We start from the raw sequence: 16,980 nt of genomic DNA on the forward strand, positions 1-16,980 counted from the left end.
CCGTCAGACGGGCAGTTCCCCGCGGGGGCCGGTGTCCCGGCGGCGCAGCACGAACGCCGCCGCCACACCGGCCACCAGCCCCACCAGGTGCCCCTGCCAGCTGACGCCGGACTGGGTCGGGGCGAGGCCCGCCAGCATGGAGCCGCCCCACAGGGCGGCCACCAGCACGCCGACGAGCACGCCGAGCGGGCGGCGCTCCACGAAGCCGGTGACCAGCAGGAAGCCGAAGAGGCCGAAGATCAGGCCGGAGGCGCCCGCCGTGTTGGTGCCGGACGGCGATATCAGCCACACGCCCAGTCCGTCGGCGACCACGACGAGGGCGCACACCGCGGTGAACCGGCGGATGCCGCCGAGCGCGGCGAGGAAACCCAGGACCAGCAGCGGCACGGTGTTCGCCGCGACATGGGCGAAGCCGAAGTGGACGAACGCCGCCGGGACCACGTCCACCAGCTCGGACGGGGTCCGCGGGACGATCCCGAAGCCGTCCAGCGCGTGTCCGCTCACCACGTCGACGAGCTCCAGCAGCCACAGCAGCGCGACCCAGCCCAGCATGAGCTTGGCCGCGGACAGCACACGCTCCCCGCGCGACCCCGCGCGCACCGCGTCCCGCACACCTGTCATGGCAACCCCACCGTCCGACTCGTCCCCGAACGGGAACGCCTGGGCCCCCTTGGTCGGTTCCCACCCCGTGCCGCCGGATAGGCTCGGTGTCGTGAACCCAGCCAAGCCAGGAGAGACGGCCCGAACGCCTTGGATCGTAGGGGTGTCCGGCGCTTCCGGCACCCCATACGCCGCCGCGGTGCTGCGTGCGCTCCTCGACGCGGGGGAGAGCGTCGACCTGGTGGTCAGCCGGGCCTCGCGGCTCACCCTGCTCGATGAGACCGGGATCTCCTTCCGGGACGCCCACTGGCGTGACGACCTGCGCGAATGGCTCGCGCGAGGCGCCGACGGCAAGCCCGGCACCTTCGAGACGGACCTCACCGACGTGCGGTACTGGCCGGCGGGGGACCTGGCCGCGGGGCCGTCCTCCGGGTCGTACGCCACGAAGGGCATGCTCGTCGTGCCCGCCTCGACCGCCTGTGTGGCCGGTGTCGCGCTCGGGCTCTCCAAGGACCTGCTCCAGCGCGCCGCCAGCGTCACGCTGAAGGAGGGCCGCCGGCTCGTCGTCGCCGTTCGGGAGACCCCTTTGAACGGGCAGACGCTGCGGCACCTCGTCACCCTCGACGACGCGGGCGCCGTCGTCGTACCCGCCTCGCCCGCCTTCTACGCGGGGGCCACGCACATCCAGGACCTGGTGGACTTCGTGGCCGGACGCGTCCTCGACGCGGCGGGGGTGGAGCACCGGCTCTACCGCCGCTGGAAGGGCGAGCTCGGCGGTGGCGCCCGCCCCGCCTGAGCGGGCCATCACCTCAGGCAGCAGTACGGCAGCAATCACGTCAGACCTCTTCAGCGGAAGGCTTCGAATCGCATGGACGCGGTGGACAGGCAGCTCATCCAGGCCCTGAGGGAGAACGGCCGGGCCTCCTACGCGGAGCTGGGGCGCCTCGTCGGACTGTCGGGACCCAGCGTCACCGACCGCATCAACCGGCTGGAGGCGGCCGGCGTCATCACCGGGTACCGGGCCACCGTCGACGCCTCCTCGCTGGGCCTCGGCGTCACCGCCCTGATCGGCATCTCGCTGACGGACGCCACCGACCACGAGGACGTGGCGACCCGCCTCAAGGACCTCTCCGAGGTCGAGGACTGCTGGTTCATCGCCGGGGACGACTCGTACATGCTCAAGGTGCGGGCGACCGACGTGGACGGGCTGGAGAAGATCATCCGGCGGCTCAGCGCGACCGAGGGCGTCTCCCGGACCCGCACCACCATCGTGCTCTCCACGAAGTGGGAGAACCGGGTCGGAGAGCTGCCCGAAGAGGTCTGAGGGCGCAGGCGTAACGTGGGGGCGAGCTTCGTGGAAAGGTGTTGGCATGGACGTCGGGCTCAAGCGCGAGCTGGAGGAGAAGGTCCGCTCCGGTGAGCGGCTGTCCCGCGAGGACGGCATCGCGCTGTACGAGTCGGACGACCTGGCGTGGCTCGGCGGCCTCGCCCACGAGGTGCGCACCCGCAAGAACGGCGACGTCGTGCACTTCAACGTCAACCGGCACCTCAACATGACGAACGTCTGCACGGCCTCGTGCGCGTACTGCTCCTTCCAGCGCAAGCCGGGGGAGAAGGACGCGTACACGATGCGCATCGAGGAGGCGGTCAAGCTCGCCAAGGCGATGGAGGGCGAGAACCTCACCGAGCTGCACATCGTCAACGGCCTGCACCCGAACCTGCCGTGGCGCTACTACCCGCGCTCGCTGCGGGAGCTGAAGGCCGCGCTGCCGGACGTGTCGCTGAAGGCGTTCACGGCGACGGAGATCCACCACTTCGAGACGATCTCCGGGCTGTCCGCCTCCGAGATCCTCGACGAGCTGATCGACGCCGGGCTGGAGTCCCTGACCGGCGGCGGCGCGGAGATCTTCGACTGGGAGGTCCGGCAGCACATCGTGGACCACCGCACCCACTGGGAGGACTGGTCCCGGATCCACCGCCTGGCGCACGAGAAGGGGCTCAAGACCCCGTGCACCATGCTGTACGGCCACATCGAGGAGCCCCGCCACCGCGTCGACCACGTCCTGCGGCTGCGTGAACTCCAGGACGAGACCGGCGGGTTCCAGGTCTTCATCCCGCTGCGCTACCAGCACGACTTCGTGGACGTGAAGGACGGCAAGGTCCGCAACCGCCTCCAGGCCCGTACGCAGATGGCGACCGGCGCCGAGGCGCTGAAGACGTTCGCCGTCTCGCGGCTGCTGTTCGACAACGTCCCGCACGTGAAGGTCTTCTGGGTGATGCACGGCGTGCAGACCGCCCAGCTGGCCCTCCAGCACGGGGCGGACGACATGGACGGCTCGGTCGTCGAGTACAAGATCACGCACGACGCGGACAACTTCGGCACGCCGAACAAGCTGACCCGCGACGATCTGCTGGACCTGATCCGGGACGCCGGCTTCCGCCCGGTGGAGCGCAACACGCGCTACGAGATCATCCGGGAGTACGACGGCCCGGACCCGGCGCGGCGTGAGGCTCCGCAGCCGATGAGGCTCTGATCGGCCGCGTGGCGGGCGCGGGTGCGTGGGGGCTTGTCGCGCCCCACGGCGGAGCCGCACATCGATGCGGTCCCGCGCCCCGGAGTGGGTACTCGTGGCCGTATGGCTGGGAAGGCACCCGAGGAGGGCTTCACGGCGGAGCCCTTCGTTCCTGAGCGAGGTGGGCTGCCCGCGCTTCGGCGGGCCGCCGCGGACTGCCGGGGCTGCCCGCTGCACCGGGACGCCACGCAGACGGTTTTCGGTGCCGGTGACGCCCACGCGCGGGTGATGCTCGTGGGGGAGCAGCCCGGGGATCAGGAGGACCGGCAGGGGAAGCCCTTCGTGGGGCCCGCCGGGAGGCTTCTCGACCGGGCGCTCGCCGAGGCCGGGATCGACCCCGGCCAGGCGTATGTCACCAACGCCGTCAAGCACTTCAAGTTCACCCGCGCCGAGCCGCGCAAGCGCCGTATCCACAAGGCGCCGACACTGCGGGAGGCGACGGCGTGCGGGCCGTGGCTGGCCGCCGAACTGGCCGTCGTGGAGCCGGAGCTGATCGTGGTCCTCGGCGCCACCGCCGGGAAGGCGCTGCTCGGCTCCTCGTTCCGGGTCACGCGGGTGCGCGGGACGGTGCTGGAGGAGGAGATCTACGGGCGCAGGGAGCGACTGGTGCCCACGGTCCACCCCTCGTCCGTGCTGCGCGCGGACGACCGGGAGGCGGCCTACGACGGGCTCCTGTCCGATCTGAAGGTGGCGGCACGCGCGCTGGGGTAAGGGTTACGATGCTTTGGTGTCCCTTACCTTCACCCTGGATCCCGCCCTCACCCCCGAGCTGCGCGACGGCGTCCTCCAGCTGTGGACCGACGTCTCCAACGCGGGCGGCTCCGTCGGGTTCGTGCCGCCGGTGACGACCGAGGCGGTGCGGCCTGAGCTGGTCAAGCACCTGGTCGCGATGGCGGAGGGCCGTACCCGGCTGCTCGTCGGGCACGACGAGGACGGACGGACCGCCGCGGCCGCCTTCCTCACCCACAACACGCACCGGCTCATGAGGCACTGGCTGTGGCTGTACACCGTGATGGTGCACCCCCGCCACCAGGGCAAGGGCTACGGCCGCGACCTGCTCGCCGCCGCCGAGGGCGCCGCTCGCGGCATCGACGGCATCGAGGCGATCCGGCTCACCTGCCGGGGCGGCCTCGGCCTGGAGAGGTTCTACGGCTCCTGCGGCTACAAGGAGGTCGGCCGCGTCCCCGGCGCGATCCGTGTCGCGCCCGGCGACGACCGCGACGACGTCATCATGCTGCTGCCGCTCGGCTGAGGGCCCCCTGCAAGATCGGGACCAGGCCGTGCTTCACTGGACGATGCCTTTGGGAATGTTCGTACCCGTTGACGGAAGAGTGGATTGAGATGCTCCGCTACACGCTGATGCGCCTCGGGGTCTTCGTGGGCTGCTTCGTGGTCGTCTGGGGCCTCGTCTACAGCGGCATCGTCCCGCGCGGCTTCGGCGCCTCCAACGGCATCTGGATGATCCTGCTCGCCCTCCTGCTCTCGGCCCCGATCAGCTTCGTGGTCCTGCGCAGGGAACGCGACCGCGCCTCCGCCGGCATCGTGCAGCGCGTCGACCGGATGAAGTCCAACCTGGAGGCGAACCGCAGCCAGGAGGACGACGTCGACGACGCCGCCCGCGCACAGGGCTGAGCCAGAGCGCGCGGCCCCGATCGCGACATGACCGCCACGGACACCCGCCTCCCGTTACCGCGCACCGCGTGGTGGCGGGAGACCGCGGTCGTGGCGGCGGCGGGCGTGCTGTGTCTGCTCGGCGGCACGATCCGGGTCGACGACACGCTCTCGGCGCCGCCCGCCGCCGCCTGGCTGGTCGCCGTCGCGTCCTGCGCGGTCCTCCCGGTGCGGCGCCACTCGCCCCTGACGGCACTGGCGGCCACGACCGCCGTGGGCGTCCTGGTCCAGCCGCTGGGACTGCTGCTGACCCCACCCATCGTGGCCCCCGCTCTCGTCGCGGCCTACGCGTACGTGCTCGCCGCCCCCGCTGAACGGCGCGCGGCCGGCGCCGTGTCCCTCGCCGCCGTCGCCGCGCTGCTGGGCGCCTCCGTGCCCCTGGCCGGAGACCTGTCGTGGAGGGACGCGGGCAGGATGGCCTCGGTCGCCGCGTCCCCGCTGGTGGCCGGTGTCCTCGGGCAGGCGGTACGCGACCGGCGGGCCTATCTGGCGGCCGTGGAGGAGCGGGCCGCGCGCGCCGAGGAGAGCCGGGAGCGCGAGGCACGCCTGCGGGTGGGCGAGGAGCGGGTGCGCATCGCCCGGGAGCTGCACGACCTCGTCGCCCACCAGATCACCCTGGCCAACGCCCAGGCCCAGGTCGCCGCCCAGTTCTTCGACACCCGCTCGGAACAGTCCCGCGCCGGTCTGCGGGACGTCGTCGAGACCACCGCGCACGCCCTCGACGAACTGCGGGCGACGGTCGGCCTGCTGCGCCAGAGCGGCGACACCGCCGCACCCGACGGCCCGGCGCCCGGCCTGTCGGAACTCCCGCAGCTCCTGGAGTCCTTCCGCCGGGCCGGACTGGAGGTGGCGGTGCGCGAAGAGGGAACGTCCCGGCCGCTGCCGCCCGGCATGGACCTCACCGCGTACCGCATCGTGCAGGAGGCGCTGACCAACGTGACCAGGCACGCCCGTACAGGCAGGGCCCGGGTGACCCTCAGCTGGCACCGCGACCGGCTCACCGTCACCGTCGCCGACGACGGGCCCGACGGCACCGCGCCCCCGGCGGCGGACCGCCCGCCCGGATACGGCCTGATCGGGATGCGGGAACGGGCCGCGGCGGTCGGCGGCCACCTCACCGCGCACCGGCGCCCCGAGGGCGGCTTCCTCGTCACCGCCGGACTCCCGCTGCCCCGGCGCCGGGAACCGGCCGTCGGCCCACAGGGGAGCGGACCGGCCGACGGGAGCCCGGCATGACGTACCGGGTGCTGCTCGCCGACGACCAGGCGCTGCTGCGCGGCGCCTTCCGGATGCTGCTGGAGAACGCCGGCGACATCACCGTGGTCGGAGAGGCAGGCGACGGCCGGGAGGCGGTACGGCTCACCCGGGAGCTGCGCCCGGACGTCGTCGTCATGGACATCCGGATGCCGGAGGTGGACGGCCTCGCCGCCACCACGGAGATCTGCGCCGACCCTGACCTGCGGGACACCCGCGTGCTGATCCTCACCACCTACGAGACCGACGAGCACGTCGCCCGGGCGCTGCGCGCGGGCGCCGGCGGGTTCATCGGCAAGGGCATCGGCGCGGAGGAACTCGCGGACGCCGTACGGACGATCGCCGCGGGGGACACCCTGCTGTCCCCGGCGGCGACGCGCTCCCTGGTCGCCCGGTTCCTGGCGACTCCGGACGACCCGCCGGCGGGCGAGTCGGAGCGGCTGGCCCTGCTCACCCCGCGCGAGCGCGAGATGGTCGCCCTGGTCGCGACCGGCCTGTCCAACCAGGAGATCGCCGAGCGGATGTTCCTCAGCCCCTTCACCGTGCGCGCCCATGTGCAGCGGGCCATGACCAAGCTGGAGGCCCGCGACCGGGCCCAACTGGTCGTCGTCGCCTACCGGACGGGCCTGGCACGGGCCATCCCGGACGCTCCTCAGTCGGGCAGCGTCAGCGCCGAGTAGGCCGGGTGGGCCGGGGGCGGGGGCAGGGCGGTGAGGCTCCGCAGTCTCGTGTCGCGCCGCTCCAGGGCCTCGGCCGTGCTGGGGAACAGGGTCGTCCCGCCGCCCCCGGCCAGCGCCTGGTTCGCGGTGACGTACGGGCGGGTGCCCTGCTCGTAGACATAAAAGGCGGCGGTGTGGTCCGTGTGCGTGACCAGGGCGCGGGCGAGCATGTAGGCGCCGGCCAGGGCCAGTCCGGTGCCCTGTCCGGTGAGGAACGAGGGCGCGTGGGCCGCGTCGCCGACCAGGGCGACGCGGCCCCGGGACCAGCGGGGCATCCGGATCTGCCCGGCCGTGTCCACGAACAGGTCGTCGGCGTCGCGCAGGGCGTCCAGCATGCGGGGGACCTCCCAGCCCGCGTCCGCGAAGACGGCGGCGAGCGCCTCCCGGTGCGGCGGGGCGCCGGGCGGCGTGGGGCGGTGGAAGGTGAGGAAGGCGTGCAGCGCCTCGTCGCCGGCCCCGGCCGCGTAGAGGGCCGCCGCCCGCCCCGGCGCGTTCCACATCGTCAACTCGTGCGACAGGCCGAGGGTGTTGGGCATGGTGTAGATGCCGAAGACGTGACCCAGGTAGTGGTGGAAGCGTTCCTCGGCGCCGAAGACGGCCCCCCGGGTCGCCGAGTGGACGCCGTCGGCACCGACCACCAGGTCGAACGTACGCCGCCGTCCGTCCCGGAACGTGACGTCCACCCCGTGCGCGCGGTCGTCGAGGGTGTCGGCGCGGTCGCCGAACAGGAACTCCACGTCGTCACGGACCCCCGCGTACAGCGCCGCGGTGAGGTCGCCGCGCCGCACCTCCAGGTGCCCGGCGCCCCCGGCCACGGCACGCGCCGGGACCGAGGCCACCTCGGTGCCGTCGGCCCGCAGGAACGTGGCGCGCCGCAGGTCGACGTGCGCCTCCCGCAGCCGCGGCAGGATCCCGGTCCGGCGGGCGACCTCCACCGCCGTACCGCGCAGATCGACCGGATAGCCGCCGTCGCGCGGGCCGCCGGACTTCTCCACGACGGTGACGGCGTGTCCGCCGCGGTGCAGCCAGTGGGCCAGGGCGAGTCCGGCGACGCCGGCTCCAGAGATCAGAACGGTGCGCCGCGCGGTCATGAGCGGACTCCCTTCCGGGTGAGACGGAGGACGATCAGGGCCAGGGCGGCGGTCAGTCCGGCGACCGCGAACCCGGTCGCGAAGGCCGACTCGGACGGCACCCCGGACACCGGGTCGGCACCGGCGCCGAGCAGTGCGGCGGCGAGCTGGGCGCCGACGGCCACCCCGATCACCCGGGTCACCACGAGCAGACTCGTCGCGATACCGGTGTCCCGGGCCGGGACGGCGGTGACGGTGCCGGACAGCAGCGCGGTCGTGGCGGCGCCCGCCGCGACCGCGGTCAGCAGCTTCGCCAGGACGAGTTGCCAGGACTCGGAGTGCCGGAAGGCCAGGGCGGTCATCGTGGCGGCGGTGACGACCGTGCCCGCGACGACCACGGCACGCGGTCCGAACCGCCGGGCCGCGACCCCGCCGACCGCGTCGCTCGCCGCACCTGCCAGCGCGCCGGGCAGCAGGAACAGACCGATGGCGGTGGTGCCCGCCGCGAACCCGTAGCCGTCGCCGGGCACCGCGAGCAGCTGCGGGACCAGGAACGCGACCATGCCGAACGCGGTCGTGACGACCAGGGTGAGCAGGACGGCCTGCACCATCGCGGGCCGGGCCAGCAGCCGCAGGTCGACCATCGGCGCGGCCGCCCGGCGTTCGACTGCCACCCAGCCGGCCGCGAGCCCGGCCACGCCCACCGCGACGGCCCCGGCCGCGAGCGGCGGCAGACTGCCGTCGGCCACGGTCACGAGTCCGACCATGAACGCCAGCAGAGTGCCGGTCAGCAGCAGCACACCGGGCCAGTCGATCCGGTCGTCCGACGCGGCCGGCGGATCGTCCGGCACGGTCCGGGCGACGACGTACGCCGCCACGGCGACCACGATCGTCGGCAGCGCGAACATCCAGTGCCAGGACAGGAGTTCGGCGATCGGTCCGGCGACCAGCGTGCCGACCGTACCGCCGCCCGTGAAGAGCGCGACGACGACGCCGACGGCCGCCTGCGACCGGTGCGCCGGGAGATGGGTGCGCACCAGGATGAAGGAGAGGGGCAGCGCGCCCACCATGGCGCCCTGCAGCAGCTGGCCGAGCAGCAGCACCGGCAGGCCGGGCGCCAGCGCGGCGAGCAGCCCGCCGGCCGACACCAGCGCCATCAGCCGGAGAAGCACCCGCTTGCCGCCGTAGCGGTCGCCGAGCTTGCCCGCGACGGGCGTGAGGACGGCGCCGGTCACCAGTAACGTGTTGGCGACCAGCGCCCCTTGGGAGGGTGTGACGCCCAACTCCCGCTGGAGCAGCGGCAGCGCGGGCTCCACCACGGACTGCAGGGCGCCGAGGGCGAGCGCGAGGACGCCGAGCGCGCCGATCGGCAGTCTGCCGAGGCGCACCGGGCCGGGCGGGTCGAGGACGGTCGTGGTCATGGGAGTCCTGTTCGCAGTCGGGAGACGCGCGGTTCTCGCGCACCTCCCACGCTCCCGCCGAGCACTTCGGCGGGCATCGTCCGCCGTGCCCGTCGTCGTCTGGTGCGTCCGGACCAAGTGCCGCCGCCCGTAGTGCGCACGCACCAGACGTCCGGGGAGGGGGAGCCCCTGGCACTACCGTCCGGTAACGCCCCGGTACACCCCCCTTACGCTGTTCCGGACCCATGGTGTGGGATGGCTTGACTCACGCCGGAGATCACGCCGGAGATCACGACGGAGATCACGCCGGGCCCGCACACGCGCCCGGCACAGCAACGCAAAGGGGGAACTGTGGCACGAGGGCGCGCGAAGGCGAGCGCACGACGCGTGGCCGAGGCGGTCGCCTCGGGCACCGATCCACGCAGGGCCGCACAGGAGGAACTGCGCCGGCAGGCGGGCGGTCGGGGAGCCCGGCAGGACGGCGGCGGCGAGTACGAGGCCCAGGGCTGGAACATCGACCCGGAGGACTTCCCGGCCGCCCGGGAGCAGGGCGGCTCGACCGCGACGGTCATGCGGCAGAAGACGGTGCCGCTGGACGAGGCCGGCGAGGCCCTCGGCCGCAGCGAACAGCAGCGCCAGGGCGGCGAGGTGGTGCACGCCATCTGCCCGATGGTGCTGCCGAAGGGCCGCTCGTTCCTCTCCATGCTGCCGGTGCTGACCCTGCTCGTCCTGGGTGCCGTCGGCGCCTCGATCGTGGGCGCCGCCGGGGCCGACGTGCTGACCAACCCCCTGTTCGGCGTGCACTACTGGGTCGTCTCGCTCGCCGCGGTCGCCTTCGTGTGGTGGCGGCAGGGCATGGTCATGGTGCCCGACGGCTCCCAGGCGCTGATCACCCGGTTCGGCAAGCTGGAGAAGGTCGTCGGACCGGGCCGGGTCGTGCTGCTGAGCCCCTGGAAGCGGGTGTCGTACATCGTCAACACCACCCGTGAGTACCCGTTCAACGCGCCGGTGCGCGAGGCACCGACCCGGGGCGGGGTGAAGGCGTCGATCGACCTGTTCATCCAGTTCCGGATCAGCGACCCCACCGAGTTCGTGTACACGCTCGGCGCGGTGCGCGGCTTCGAGGAGAAGCTGAGCAACGCCGTCAGCGAGACGATCCGCAGCCTCATCTACGAGCAGGAGGCCGCCGGCATCTACGACATGGTCGGCGAGGACACCGGCCGGCTCCTGGAGCAGCTCAACCAGCAGTTCCGCCCGGCCGTCGAGCTGACGAACGCCAACATCACCCACGCCGAGCCGTCCGACCAGCGCTACCGCATGGACCTCGCGGCACCCGAGATGGTCCGGATGGCCAAGGAGGCGTACACCCACGAGTACGCGCTCCAGCTGCGCAAGGAGCAGGACGAGGGCGACCTGAGCCGGGAGCTCGCCTCCAGCCAGGAGACGCTCTCCGCGATCCAGGCCGACATCGCCCAGTACCAGGCCCAGATGGACACGGCCGTGGAGCGCGAGACCAACCGCGCCGAGGCCCTGGCCCGCCAGCGCTACGTCCAGGCCGAGTCGGAGGCGAAGGCCAACGCGGCCCTCCTGGAGGCGCAGGCCCTCGACATCCGCGCGGTGACCGCGGCGGAGGCTCCGGAGATCCTGGAGTACCGCTACCAGCAGCAGGTCCTGGACACCCTGGAGGAGGTCGCCGACCATCTGCCCCGCCTGGTGCGCATCGGCGGCACCGCCGACGGCGCCGGCATCGACTTCCTGGAGCTGGCCCGCGAACTGATCGGCGAGCGCGGCACGGAGCTGTTCAGCGACGCCGACATGGCCGCCGTCCGGGCCCGGCTCGGCGAGGTGTCCGAGCGGATCGCCGCCCGCGAGGAGGAGATCGGCGCGCTGCTGGCCGCCGACCGGCCCACCGTGCCCGAAGTGCCCGCCGTACCCGGACCGGGCCCGTCGACCGACGACACCGAGCTGTCCGACGACACCGAGCTCTCCGAGGAGGCCGCCCAGTGAGCACCGCCCGAACCCACCGCCGGTCGGTCATCTCCGAGGCCGTCGCCCCCTGGACCGACATCGCCCGGCTGCTGCGCGGCGGCGAGGCCGACACCCTGATCCCGGTCATCATCCCCCGGCACCGCCGCCGGGTGTGGTGGATGCTGCCGCTGTGGCTCGGCGTCTACGCCCTGCTCATGGGTGTGACGCTGTCCCTGCACGCGGGCGACGCCGAGTCGTCCCCGGGGGACTTCGCCTACGGCACCCTGGCCGGCCTGTCCTACGCGGGCGGCGCCGTGCTGGTGCTGATCGGCGTCCTGTGGTGGTGGCGTTCCTCCATCGTCGAGATCGAGCAGGGCACCAACGGCGTCCTGACCCGCTACGGCGCCGTCGTCCGCACCCTCGACGCCGGCCGGCACTACCTGTGGCACCCGTGGTCCCGGGTCGACTTCGTCGTCGACACCGCCACCGAGATCCCGTACTCGGCACCCGTGATGGCCTGCCCGACGCAGGAGAACGTGCCGCTGCGCTCCATCGAGTTCTTCCTGAAGTTCCGCATCACCGACGCCGTGCTGTTCGTCCGCACGATCGGCGCGGGCAACTTCGACCTGGTGCTCTCCAGCGCCGTCCAGGACGCCATCCGCCAGCGCGCCCGCAAGATGCGCACCGAGCGGGCGTACGACCTGCGCGGCTCGGACGTCGCCGACATGCAGGAACTGCTCAACCGCCAGCTGTCCGGCTACGGCGTGCGCATCACCGGCTCCAACATCCCGGACGTGCAGCTGCCGACGCAGTACCAGCAGCACCTGGCCACCCGGGAGCGGGTCGCCAAGGAGCGCACGGCCTACGAGCAGGAGTGGGGCCTGGTCCGCAAGCGCCGCATCGACCAGCTCGGCATGGACATCGAGCGCGCCAAGAAGGTGCGCGACGCCCGGATCGTCGAGGTCAAGGCCGCGCTGAACCGGGCCCGCGAGGAGGTCGCCCAGCTGCTGGAGGAGCAGGAGACCAACGCCCAGCGGGTGCGGTTCGAGATCGAGACGCGGGGCCGCAGCGGCCTGATCGCCGCCGAGAACGAGGCCCGCGCGCAGCGCGCCCTCGCCAAGGCGTACCGCGACAACCGGGCCGTGCTCCAGTACGAGCTGGCGCGGCGCCGTCTGGAGGTGGGCGCGAAGCTCGCCGGGCGGGCCCCGCAGCCGGTGGTCGTGCGCACCGACGGCTCCAGCGCCGACACCTCGGCGCTGTCGACGCTGCTCACCGCGCAGCTGCTGCCCAGGCTGGCGGCGCTGCCGGCCGCCGAGGCGCAGCCCTGGGCGGACCGGGTGGCCCGGCTCGCCGAGGAGCGGGCCGGCGACGAGTAGGACGGCTGGTCGGCCACGGGCCGGGCGGGATCTCCCTCCCGGCCCGTACGCTGAGCGCCATGGGTGCCGTGAAGACCAAACGGATGCCACGGGCCGTCCGTGAGCAGCAGATGCTGGACGCCGCCGTGCGGACCTTCGGCCGGCGCGGGTACATGGCCGCGTCGATGGACGAGGTCGCCGAACTCGCGGGCGTCTCCAAGCCGTTGGTGTACCTCTACCTGAACTCCAAGGAAGACCTCTTCACCGCCTGCATCCGGCGGGAGTCCGCCGCGCTCGTCGCGGCCGTCAGGGCGGGTGTGCGGCCCGACCTGCCTGCCGACCGGCAGCTCTGGGACGGACTGCGGGCGTTCTTCACCCACACCTCGCACTACCCGGACGCCTGGTCCGTGCTGCACCTCCAGGCCCGCACGCACGGCGAGCCGTTCGCCTCCGAGGTGGCCGCGATGCGCGCGGACATCGTCGCGTTCGTCACGCAGTTGATCCTGGTCGCCGCCCGCGAGGCGCACCGCGATCCCGATTTCCCGGAGAGCGAGGTCGCCGGGGTCGCCGAGGCCCTGGTGGGGGCCGCCGAGTCGCTGGCCGACTGGGCCAACACCACCCCGGGCGTGAGCGCGCGCCAGGCGGCGGCCACGCTGATGAACTTCGCGTGGGCCGGCCTGGGCGACCTCCGGGAGGGGCGGCGCTGGACGCCGCCCGACGCCGCTCAGGAGGCGAGCGGGTAGACCTCTCCGGTCAGGTGGAGGCGGCCCCCGCCGCGCAGTTCGAACCGCCCGTCCCCGGCGCCGTACGTCACGGTCGCCGGCAGCAGCACCGGCGCCCGGAAGCCTGCCCGTACCCGCACCGCGTCCGGTGTGCCGTGCTCGGCCAGGCAGCGGGCGACCGTCCACATGCCGTGCGCGATGGCGCGCGGGAAGCCGAACAGGCGGGCGGTGAGCGGGTGCAGATGGATGGGGTTGCGGTCCCCGGAGGCCGCTCCGTACCGCCGACCGGTGTCCGCGGGGACCGTCCACTCGGCGGCCCCGGGCAGCGGCTCCGGCTCCGCGGCCGGCCCGGAGGGTGCCGTGCCGTCCGTGCGGTGGCGGGCGAGGTAGTGGCTGGCCGACTCCCACACGAGGCGGTCGCCGGAGTGGACCTCGGTGACCACGACGGCCTCGGTGCCCCGCCGGTGCGGCACCAGCCGTTCGACCCGCACGCCGACCTCGTACGTGCCGGACGCGGGCAGCGCGGTGTGCCGGGTGACCTCGATGGACGTGTGGACGAGCCCGAGCAGGGGCAGCGGGAACCCCCGCGCGCTCATCAGGCGCATGGCCAGCGGGAAGCCGAGCAGATGCGGGTAGGTGACGGGCAGCGTGCCGCCGTCCGCCGGGAAGCCGCACACCCGCTCGTACGCCGCGAGCCGCGCCGGATCGACGCGGACGCCGGGAAGCACGAGCCGGGTGCGGGGGAACTCCGCGTCAGGGTGCGGCCGTTTGAACGGGGACAGCACGGCGCCCCGGGCGAGCAGGGCGGGCAGCCGGGGCGCACCGGTCAGGACGGTCGTCATCACGCCCCCAGCAGGCTCTGGCCGCACACCCGGACGACCTGGCCGTTGACGGCTCCCGACGCCGGGTGCGCGAGCCAGGCGGTCGTCTCGGCGACGTCGGACGGCAGGCCGCCCTGCGCGAGGGAGTTCATGCGCCGGCCCGCCTCGCGGATGAACAGGGGGACCGCGGCGGTCATCTTCGTCTCGATGAAGCCCGGCGCGACCGCGTTCACGGTCACCCCGTGTTCGGCGAGCGCGCGCGGCGCGAGGGCGCGCACGAGGCCCGCGACACCGGCCTTGCTGGCGCCGTAGTTGGTCTGCCCGGCGTTCCCGGCGAGACCGGCGATCGACGCCGTCGCCACGATCCGCCCGCCGGCCCGCAGGGCCCCGGCCGCGAGCAGCGCGTCCGTGGTGCGCAGCACGCTGGCGAGGTTGACGTCCAGCACCGCGTTCCAGCGTTCGGCGGGCATGTTGACCAGGCGCCGGTCGCGGGTGATGCCGGCGTTGTGGACGAGGACGTCCAGCCCGTCCGGCAGCGCCGCCGCGATCCGTTCACCGGCGTCGGGCGCGGTGATGTCCAGGGCGAGGGCGGTGCCGCCGAGCCGGTCGGCCACGCGCCGGGCGTCCTGCCCGGCCTGCGGGACGTCGAGGACGACGACCCGGGCGCCGTCCCGGGCCAGGGTCTCGGCGACCGCCTCGCCGATGCCGCGGGCGGCGCCGGTGACCAGGGCGGTGCGTCCGGCGAGGGGGCGGTCCGGGTCGTCGGGCGGGGTGACCTCCTGCGGGCCGACCTCGACGACCTGGCCGCTGACGTAGGCGGACTTGGGGGACAGGAGGAAGCCGAGGGTGGACGCGGCGGCGCGGGCGTCGGTGAGCCGGACCAGGTTCACCGTCCTGCCCCGGCCGATCTCCTTGCCGAGGGAGCGGGTGAAGCCCTCCAGGGCCTGCTGGGCGGCGGCCTGGTGGTGGTCGGCGGGGTCGAGGGGCGCGCCCAGGACCACGATCCGCCCGCTCGCCGCGACCGACCGCACCACCGGGTGCAGGGCGGCGTGCACCTCGGCCAGCGTGTCGACGTCCCGGACCCCGGTGGCGTCGAGCACGACGGCGGCCGGGTGCTCGGCGGGGGCGGTGGTGAGGCCGAGGTCCGCTGCCGCGAGGTCCAGGTCGGACTTGCCGGCCGTCAAGAGCAGCCGCTCGCCGTCGAGTCCGGGCCGGTCGGGCGACCAGCGGCGCAGCGGGGCGGGCTGGGGAAGGCCCAGGCGGCGGGTGAGGAACCGGCCGGGGGCGGTCCCCGTGAAGCTGAGATAGCGGTCGGCCATGCGGGACTCCCAGTGCGCTCCGGAACTGACTCGGGAGTAAGGTTACCGGAGGTAAGTCACCGTGGACGTGAGGAGTGAGGCACATGAGCGCCCTGTTGGCCCCGGCGGTCCGGCGCGTCGCGATCATCGGCGGCACGCGCATCCCGTTCGCCCGCTCCGACGGCCCCTACGCCACCGCCTCCAACCAGGACATGCTCACCGCCGCCCTCGACGGCCTGGTCGAGCGGTACGGCCTCGAAGCGCCGGGAGCAGTCGGCGAGTTCGTCGCCGGGGCCGTCCTCAAGCACAGCCGCGACTTCAACCTCGCCCGGGAGACCGTCCTCGGCTCACGTCTCGATCCGCGCACCCCGGCGTACGACGTCCAGCAGGCGTGCGGGACCGGCCTCCAAGCGGTCGTGGCCGCCGCCAACAAGATCGCGCTCGGGCAGACCGAGGCGGCCGTCGCGGGCGGCGCCGACACGGCGAGCGACGCGCCGCTCGGGGTCAACGACCGGCTGCGCCGCATCCTCCTGGAGGCCCGCCGCGCCCGGTCCCTCGGCGGCCGGGTCAAGGCCCTGGCCGCGGTGCGGCCCTCCCACCTCGTCCCCGACATCCCGCGCAACGCCGAGCCCCGCACCGGCCTGTCCATGGGCGAGCACGCCGCCGTGACCGCCCGCGCCTGGGGCATCACCCGCGAGGCCCAGGACGAACTGGCGGCGACGAGCCACCGGCGGCTGGCCGCCGCCTACGAGCGGGGCTTCTTCCAGGACCTGGTGGTGCCCTTCCGCGGGCTCGACCGCGACCAGAACCTGCGCCCCGGCTCCACTCCGGAGAAACTCGCCGCGCTGAAGCCGGTGTTCGGCCTGGACGGGCCCGCCCCCACGATGACGGCGGGCAACTCGACGCCGCTGACCGACGGAGCCGCCGTCGTGCTGCTGGCGAGCGAGGAGTGGGCGGCCGCCCGGGACCTGGAGCCGCTGGCGTACCTCACCGCCTACGAGACGGCCGCCGTGGACTTCCCGCACGGCGACGTGGCCGACGGCGAGGACGGACTGCTCATGGCACCGGCCCACGCCGTCCCGCGCATGCTGGAGCGGGCCGGACTCGGCCTCGGCGACTTCGACCTCGTCGAGGTGCACGAGGCGTTCGCCTCCCAGGTGCTGGCCACGCTCGCGGCGTGGGAGAAGCGGGGCCTGGACCCCGTGGACCGCGCCCGGCTGAACGTCGCCGGCTCCTCCCTGGCGACCGGCCACCCCTTCGCGGCGACCGGCGCGCGGATCGTGGCGACGCTGGCCGCGCTGCTGGCCGAGCGCGGCGGCCCGGGCCGGGGGCTGATCTCGGTGTGCGCCGCGGGCGGGCAGGGCGTGACGGCGGTCCTGGAACGAAGCTGAGGGCCCCTCACATAACCCGCGAGGTTGCACATACCCGTCCCCGGACCGCCGCCGAACCCGCACAACGTCCCCACGACCGCGCCGTACGATCGCGTGCCTAACCAGCGGTAACCCGTTCCGCAGGCCTCGGCAGGTGAA

Annotated in this window: 17 protein-coding genes; 12 read left to right on the forward strand and 5 right to left on the reverse strand. The window is 73.8% G+C overall.

Annotated features, from left to right (window positions below; translation table 11 throughout):
- Positions 1-3: 3 nt before the first annotated feature.
- A complete protein-coding gene (locus tag ADL34_RS00320) occupies positions 4-621 on the reverse strand; it encodes a rhomboid family intramembrane serine protease (protein ID WP_062664263.1) in 618 nt (205 codons plus the stop codon).
- Between the two features lie 91 nt (positions 622-712).
- On the opposite strand from ADL34_RS00320, the gene ADL34_RS00325 reads away from it, so the two are divergent.
- The 8 genes from ADL34_RS00325 to ADL34_RS00360 all read left to right on the forward strand — a co-directional run bounded on the left by ADL34_RS00325 (position 713) and on the right by ADL34_RS00360 (position 6,778).
- The gene (locus tag ADL34_RS00325) at positions 713-1,396 is read left to right on the forward strand and encodes a UbiX family flavin prenyltransferase (protein ID WP_079033972.1); all 684 of its coding nucleotides are present in this window, start codon (positions 713-715) and stop codon (positions 1,394-1,396) included.
- Between the two features lie 72 nt (positions 1,397-1,468).
- Positions 1,469-1,924, forward strand: coding sequence for an Lrp/AsnC family transcriptional regulator (locus ADL34_RS00330; protein ID WP_062664259.1), 456 nt, complete (start codon positions 1,469-1,471; stop codon positions 1,922-1,924).
- A gap of 46 nt (positions 1,925-1,970) precedes the next feature.
- Positions 1,971-3,134, forward strand: coding sequence for an aminofutalosine synthase MqnE (gene mqnE, locus ADL34_RS00335; protein WP_062664257.1), 1,164 nt, complete (start codon positions 1,971-1,973; stop codon positions 3,132-3,134).
- A gap of 102 nt (positions 3,135-3,236) precedes the next feature.
- Positions 3,237-3,884, forward strand: a complete 648-nt coding sequence (locus tag ADL34_RS00340) for a UdgX family uracil-DNA binding protein (RefSeq protein WP_062664255.1) — start codon at positions 3,237-3,239, stop codon at positions 3,882-3,884.
- Between the two features lie 16 nt (positions 3,885-3,900).
- A complete protein-coding gene (locus tag ADL34_RS00345; RefSeq protein ID WP_062664253.1) occupies positions 3,901-4,425 on the forward strand; it encodes a GNAT family N-acetyltransferase in 525 nt (174 codons plus the stop codon).
- An 89-nt stretch (positions 4,426-4,514) separates the two neighbouring features.
- Positions 4,515-4,805: a DUF4229 domain-containing protein gene (locus ADL34_RS00350; RefSeq protein WP_062664250.1), complete on the forward strand. Its 291-nt coding sequence runs from the start codon at positions 4,515-4,517 to the stop codon at positions 4,803-4,805.
- A gap of 27 nt (positions 4,806-4,832) precedes the next feature.
- A complete protein-coding gene (locus ADL34_RS00355) occupies positions 4,833-6,080 on the forward strand; it encodes a sensor histidine kinase (protein WP_062664248.1) in 1,248 nt (415 codons plus the stop codon).
- Positions 6,077-6,778: a response regulator transcription factor gene (locus ADL34_RS00360; protein WP_062664246.1), complete on the forward strand. Its 702-nt coding sequence runs from the start codon at positions 6,077-6,079 to the stop codon at positions 6,776-6,778. Before ADL34_RS00355 ends, ADL34_RS00360 begins: the two co-directional genes overlap by 4 nt.
- Here ADL34_RS00360 and ADL34_RS00365 read toward each other — a convergent pair.
- Positions 6,751-7,908, reverse strand: a complete 1,158-nt coding sequence (locus tag ADL34_RS00365; RefSeq protein WP_062664244.1) for an FAD-dependent monooxygenase — start codon at positions 7,906-7,908, stop codon at positions 6,751-6,753. The two genes, ADL34_RS00360 and ADL34_RS00365, sit on opposite strands and share 28 nt — an antisense overlap.
- Complete coding sequence (locus ADL34_RS00370; protein ID WP_062664242.1) at positions 7,905-9,308, reverse strand: MFS transporter; 1,404 nt, start codon at positions 9,306-9,308, stop codon at positions 7,905-7,907. The genes ADL34_RS00365 and ADL34_RS00370 overlap by 4 nt, the downstream gene beginning before the upstream one ends.
- 330 nt (positions 9,309-9,638) lie before the next feature.
- On the opposite strand from ADL34_RS00370, the gene ADL34_RS00375 reads away from it, so the two are divergent.
- From ADL34_RS00375 to ADL34_RS00385, 3 genes are read left to right on the forward strand one after another with little or no spacing between them, the layout of a single operon-like run.
- Entirely contained in the window at positions 9,639-11,294 is a 1,656-nt protein-coding gene (locus ADL34_RS00375; RefSeq protein ID WP_062664240.1) for an SPFH domain-containing protein, read from the forward strand.
- Entirely contained in the window at positions 11,291-12,631 is a 1,341-nt protein-coding gene (locus ADL34_RS00380; RefSeq protein ID WP_062664236.1) for an SPFH domain-containing protein, read from the forward strand. Before ADL34_RS00375 ends, ADL34_RS00380 begins: the two co-directional genes overlap by 4 nt.
- A gap of 59 nt (positions 12,632-12,690) precedes the next feature.
- Positions 12,691-13,353: a TetR/AcrR family transcriptional regulator gene (locus ADL34_RS00385; protein ID WP_062664234.1), complete on the forward strand. Its 663-nt coding sequence runs from the start codon at positions 12,691-12,693 to the stop codon at positions 13,351-13,353.
- On the opposite strand, the gene ADL34_RS00390 is transcribed toward ADL34_RS00385, so the two are convergent.
- A complete protein-coding gene (locus tag ADL34_RS00390) occupies positions 13,335-14,174 on the reverse strand; it encodes a MaoC family dehydratase (protein ID WP_062664441.1) in 840 nt (279 codons plus the stop codon). The two genes, ADL34_RS00385 and ADL34_RS00390, sit on opposite strands and share 19 nt — an antisense overlap.
- Entirely contained in the window at positions 14,174-15,472 is a 1,299-nt protein-coding gene (locus tag ADL34_RS00395) for a 3-oxoacyl-ACP reductase (RefSeq protein WP_062664233.1), read from the reverse strand. The genes ADL34_RS00390 and ADL34_RS00395 overlap by 1 nt, the downstream gene beginning before the upstream one ends.
- Before the next feature lie 83 nt (positions 15,473-15,555).
- Here ADL34_RS00395 and ADL34_RS00400 point away from each other — a divergent pair, with 83 nt between their 5' ends.
- On the forward strand, positions 15,556-16,842 hold the full coding sequence (locus ADL34_RS00400) for an acetyl-CoA C-acetyltransferase (protein WP_062664231.1): 1,287 nt from the start codon (positions 15,556-15,558) through the stop codon (positions 16,840-16,842).
- Positions 16,843-16,980: the final 138 nt, after the last annotated feature.

Source organism: Streptomyces sp. NRRL WC-3605, from assembly GCF_001509795.1.
GTDB lineage: Bacteria > Actinomycetota > Actinomycetes > Streptomycetales > Streptomycetaceae > Streptomyces > Streptomyces viridochromogenes.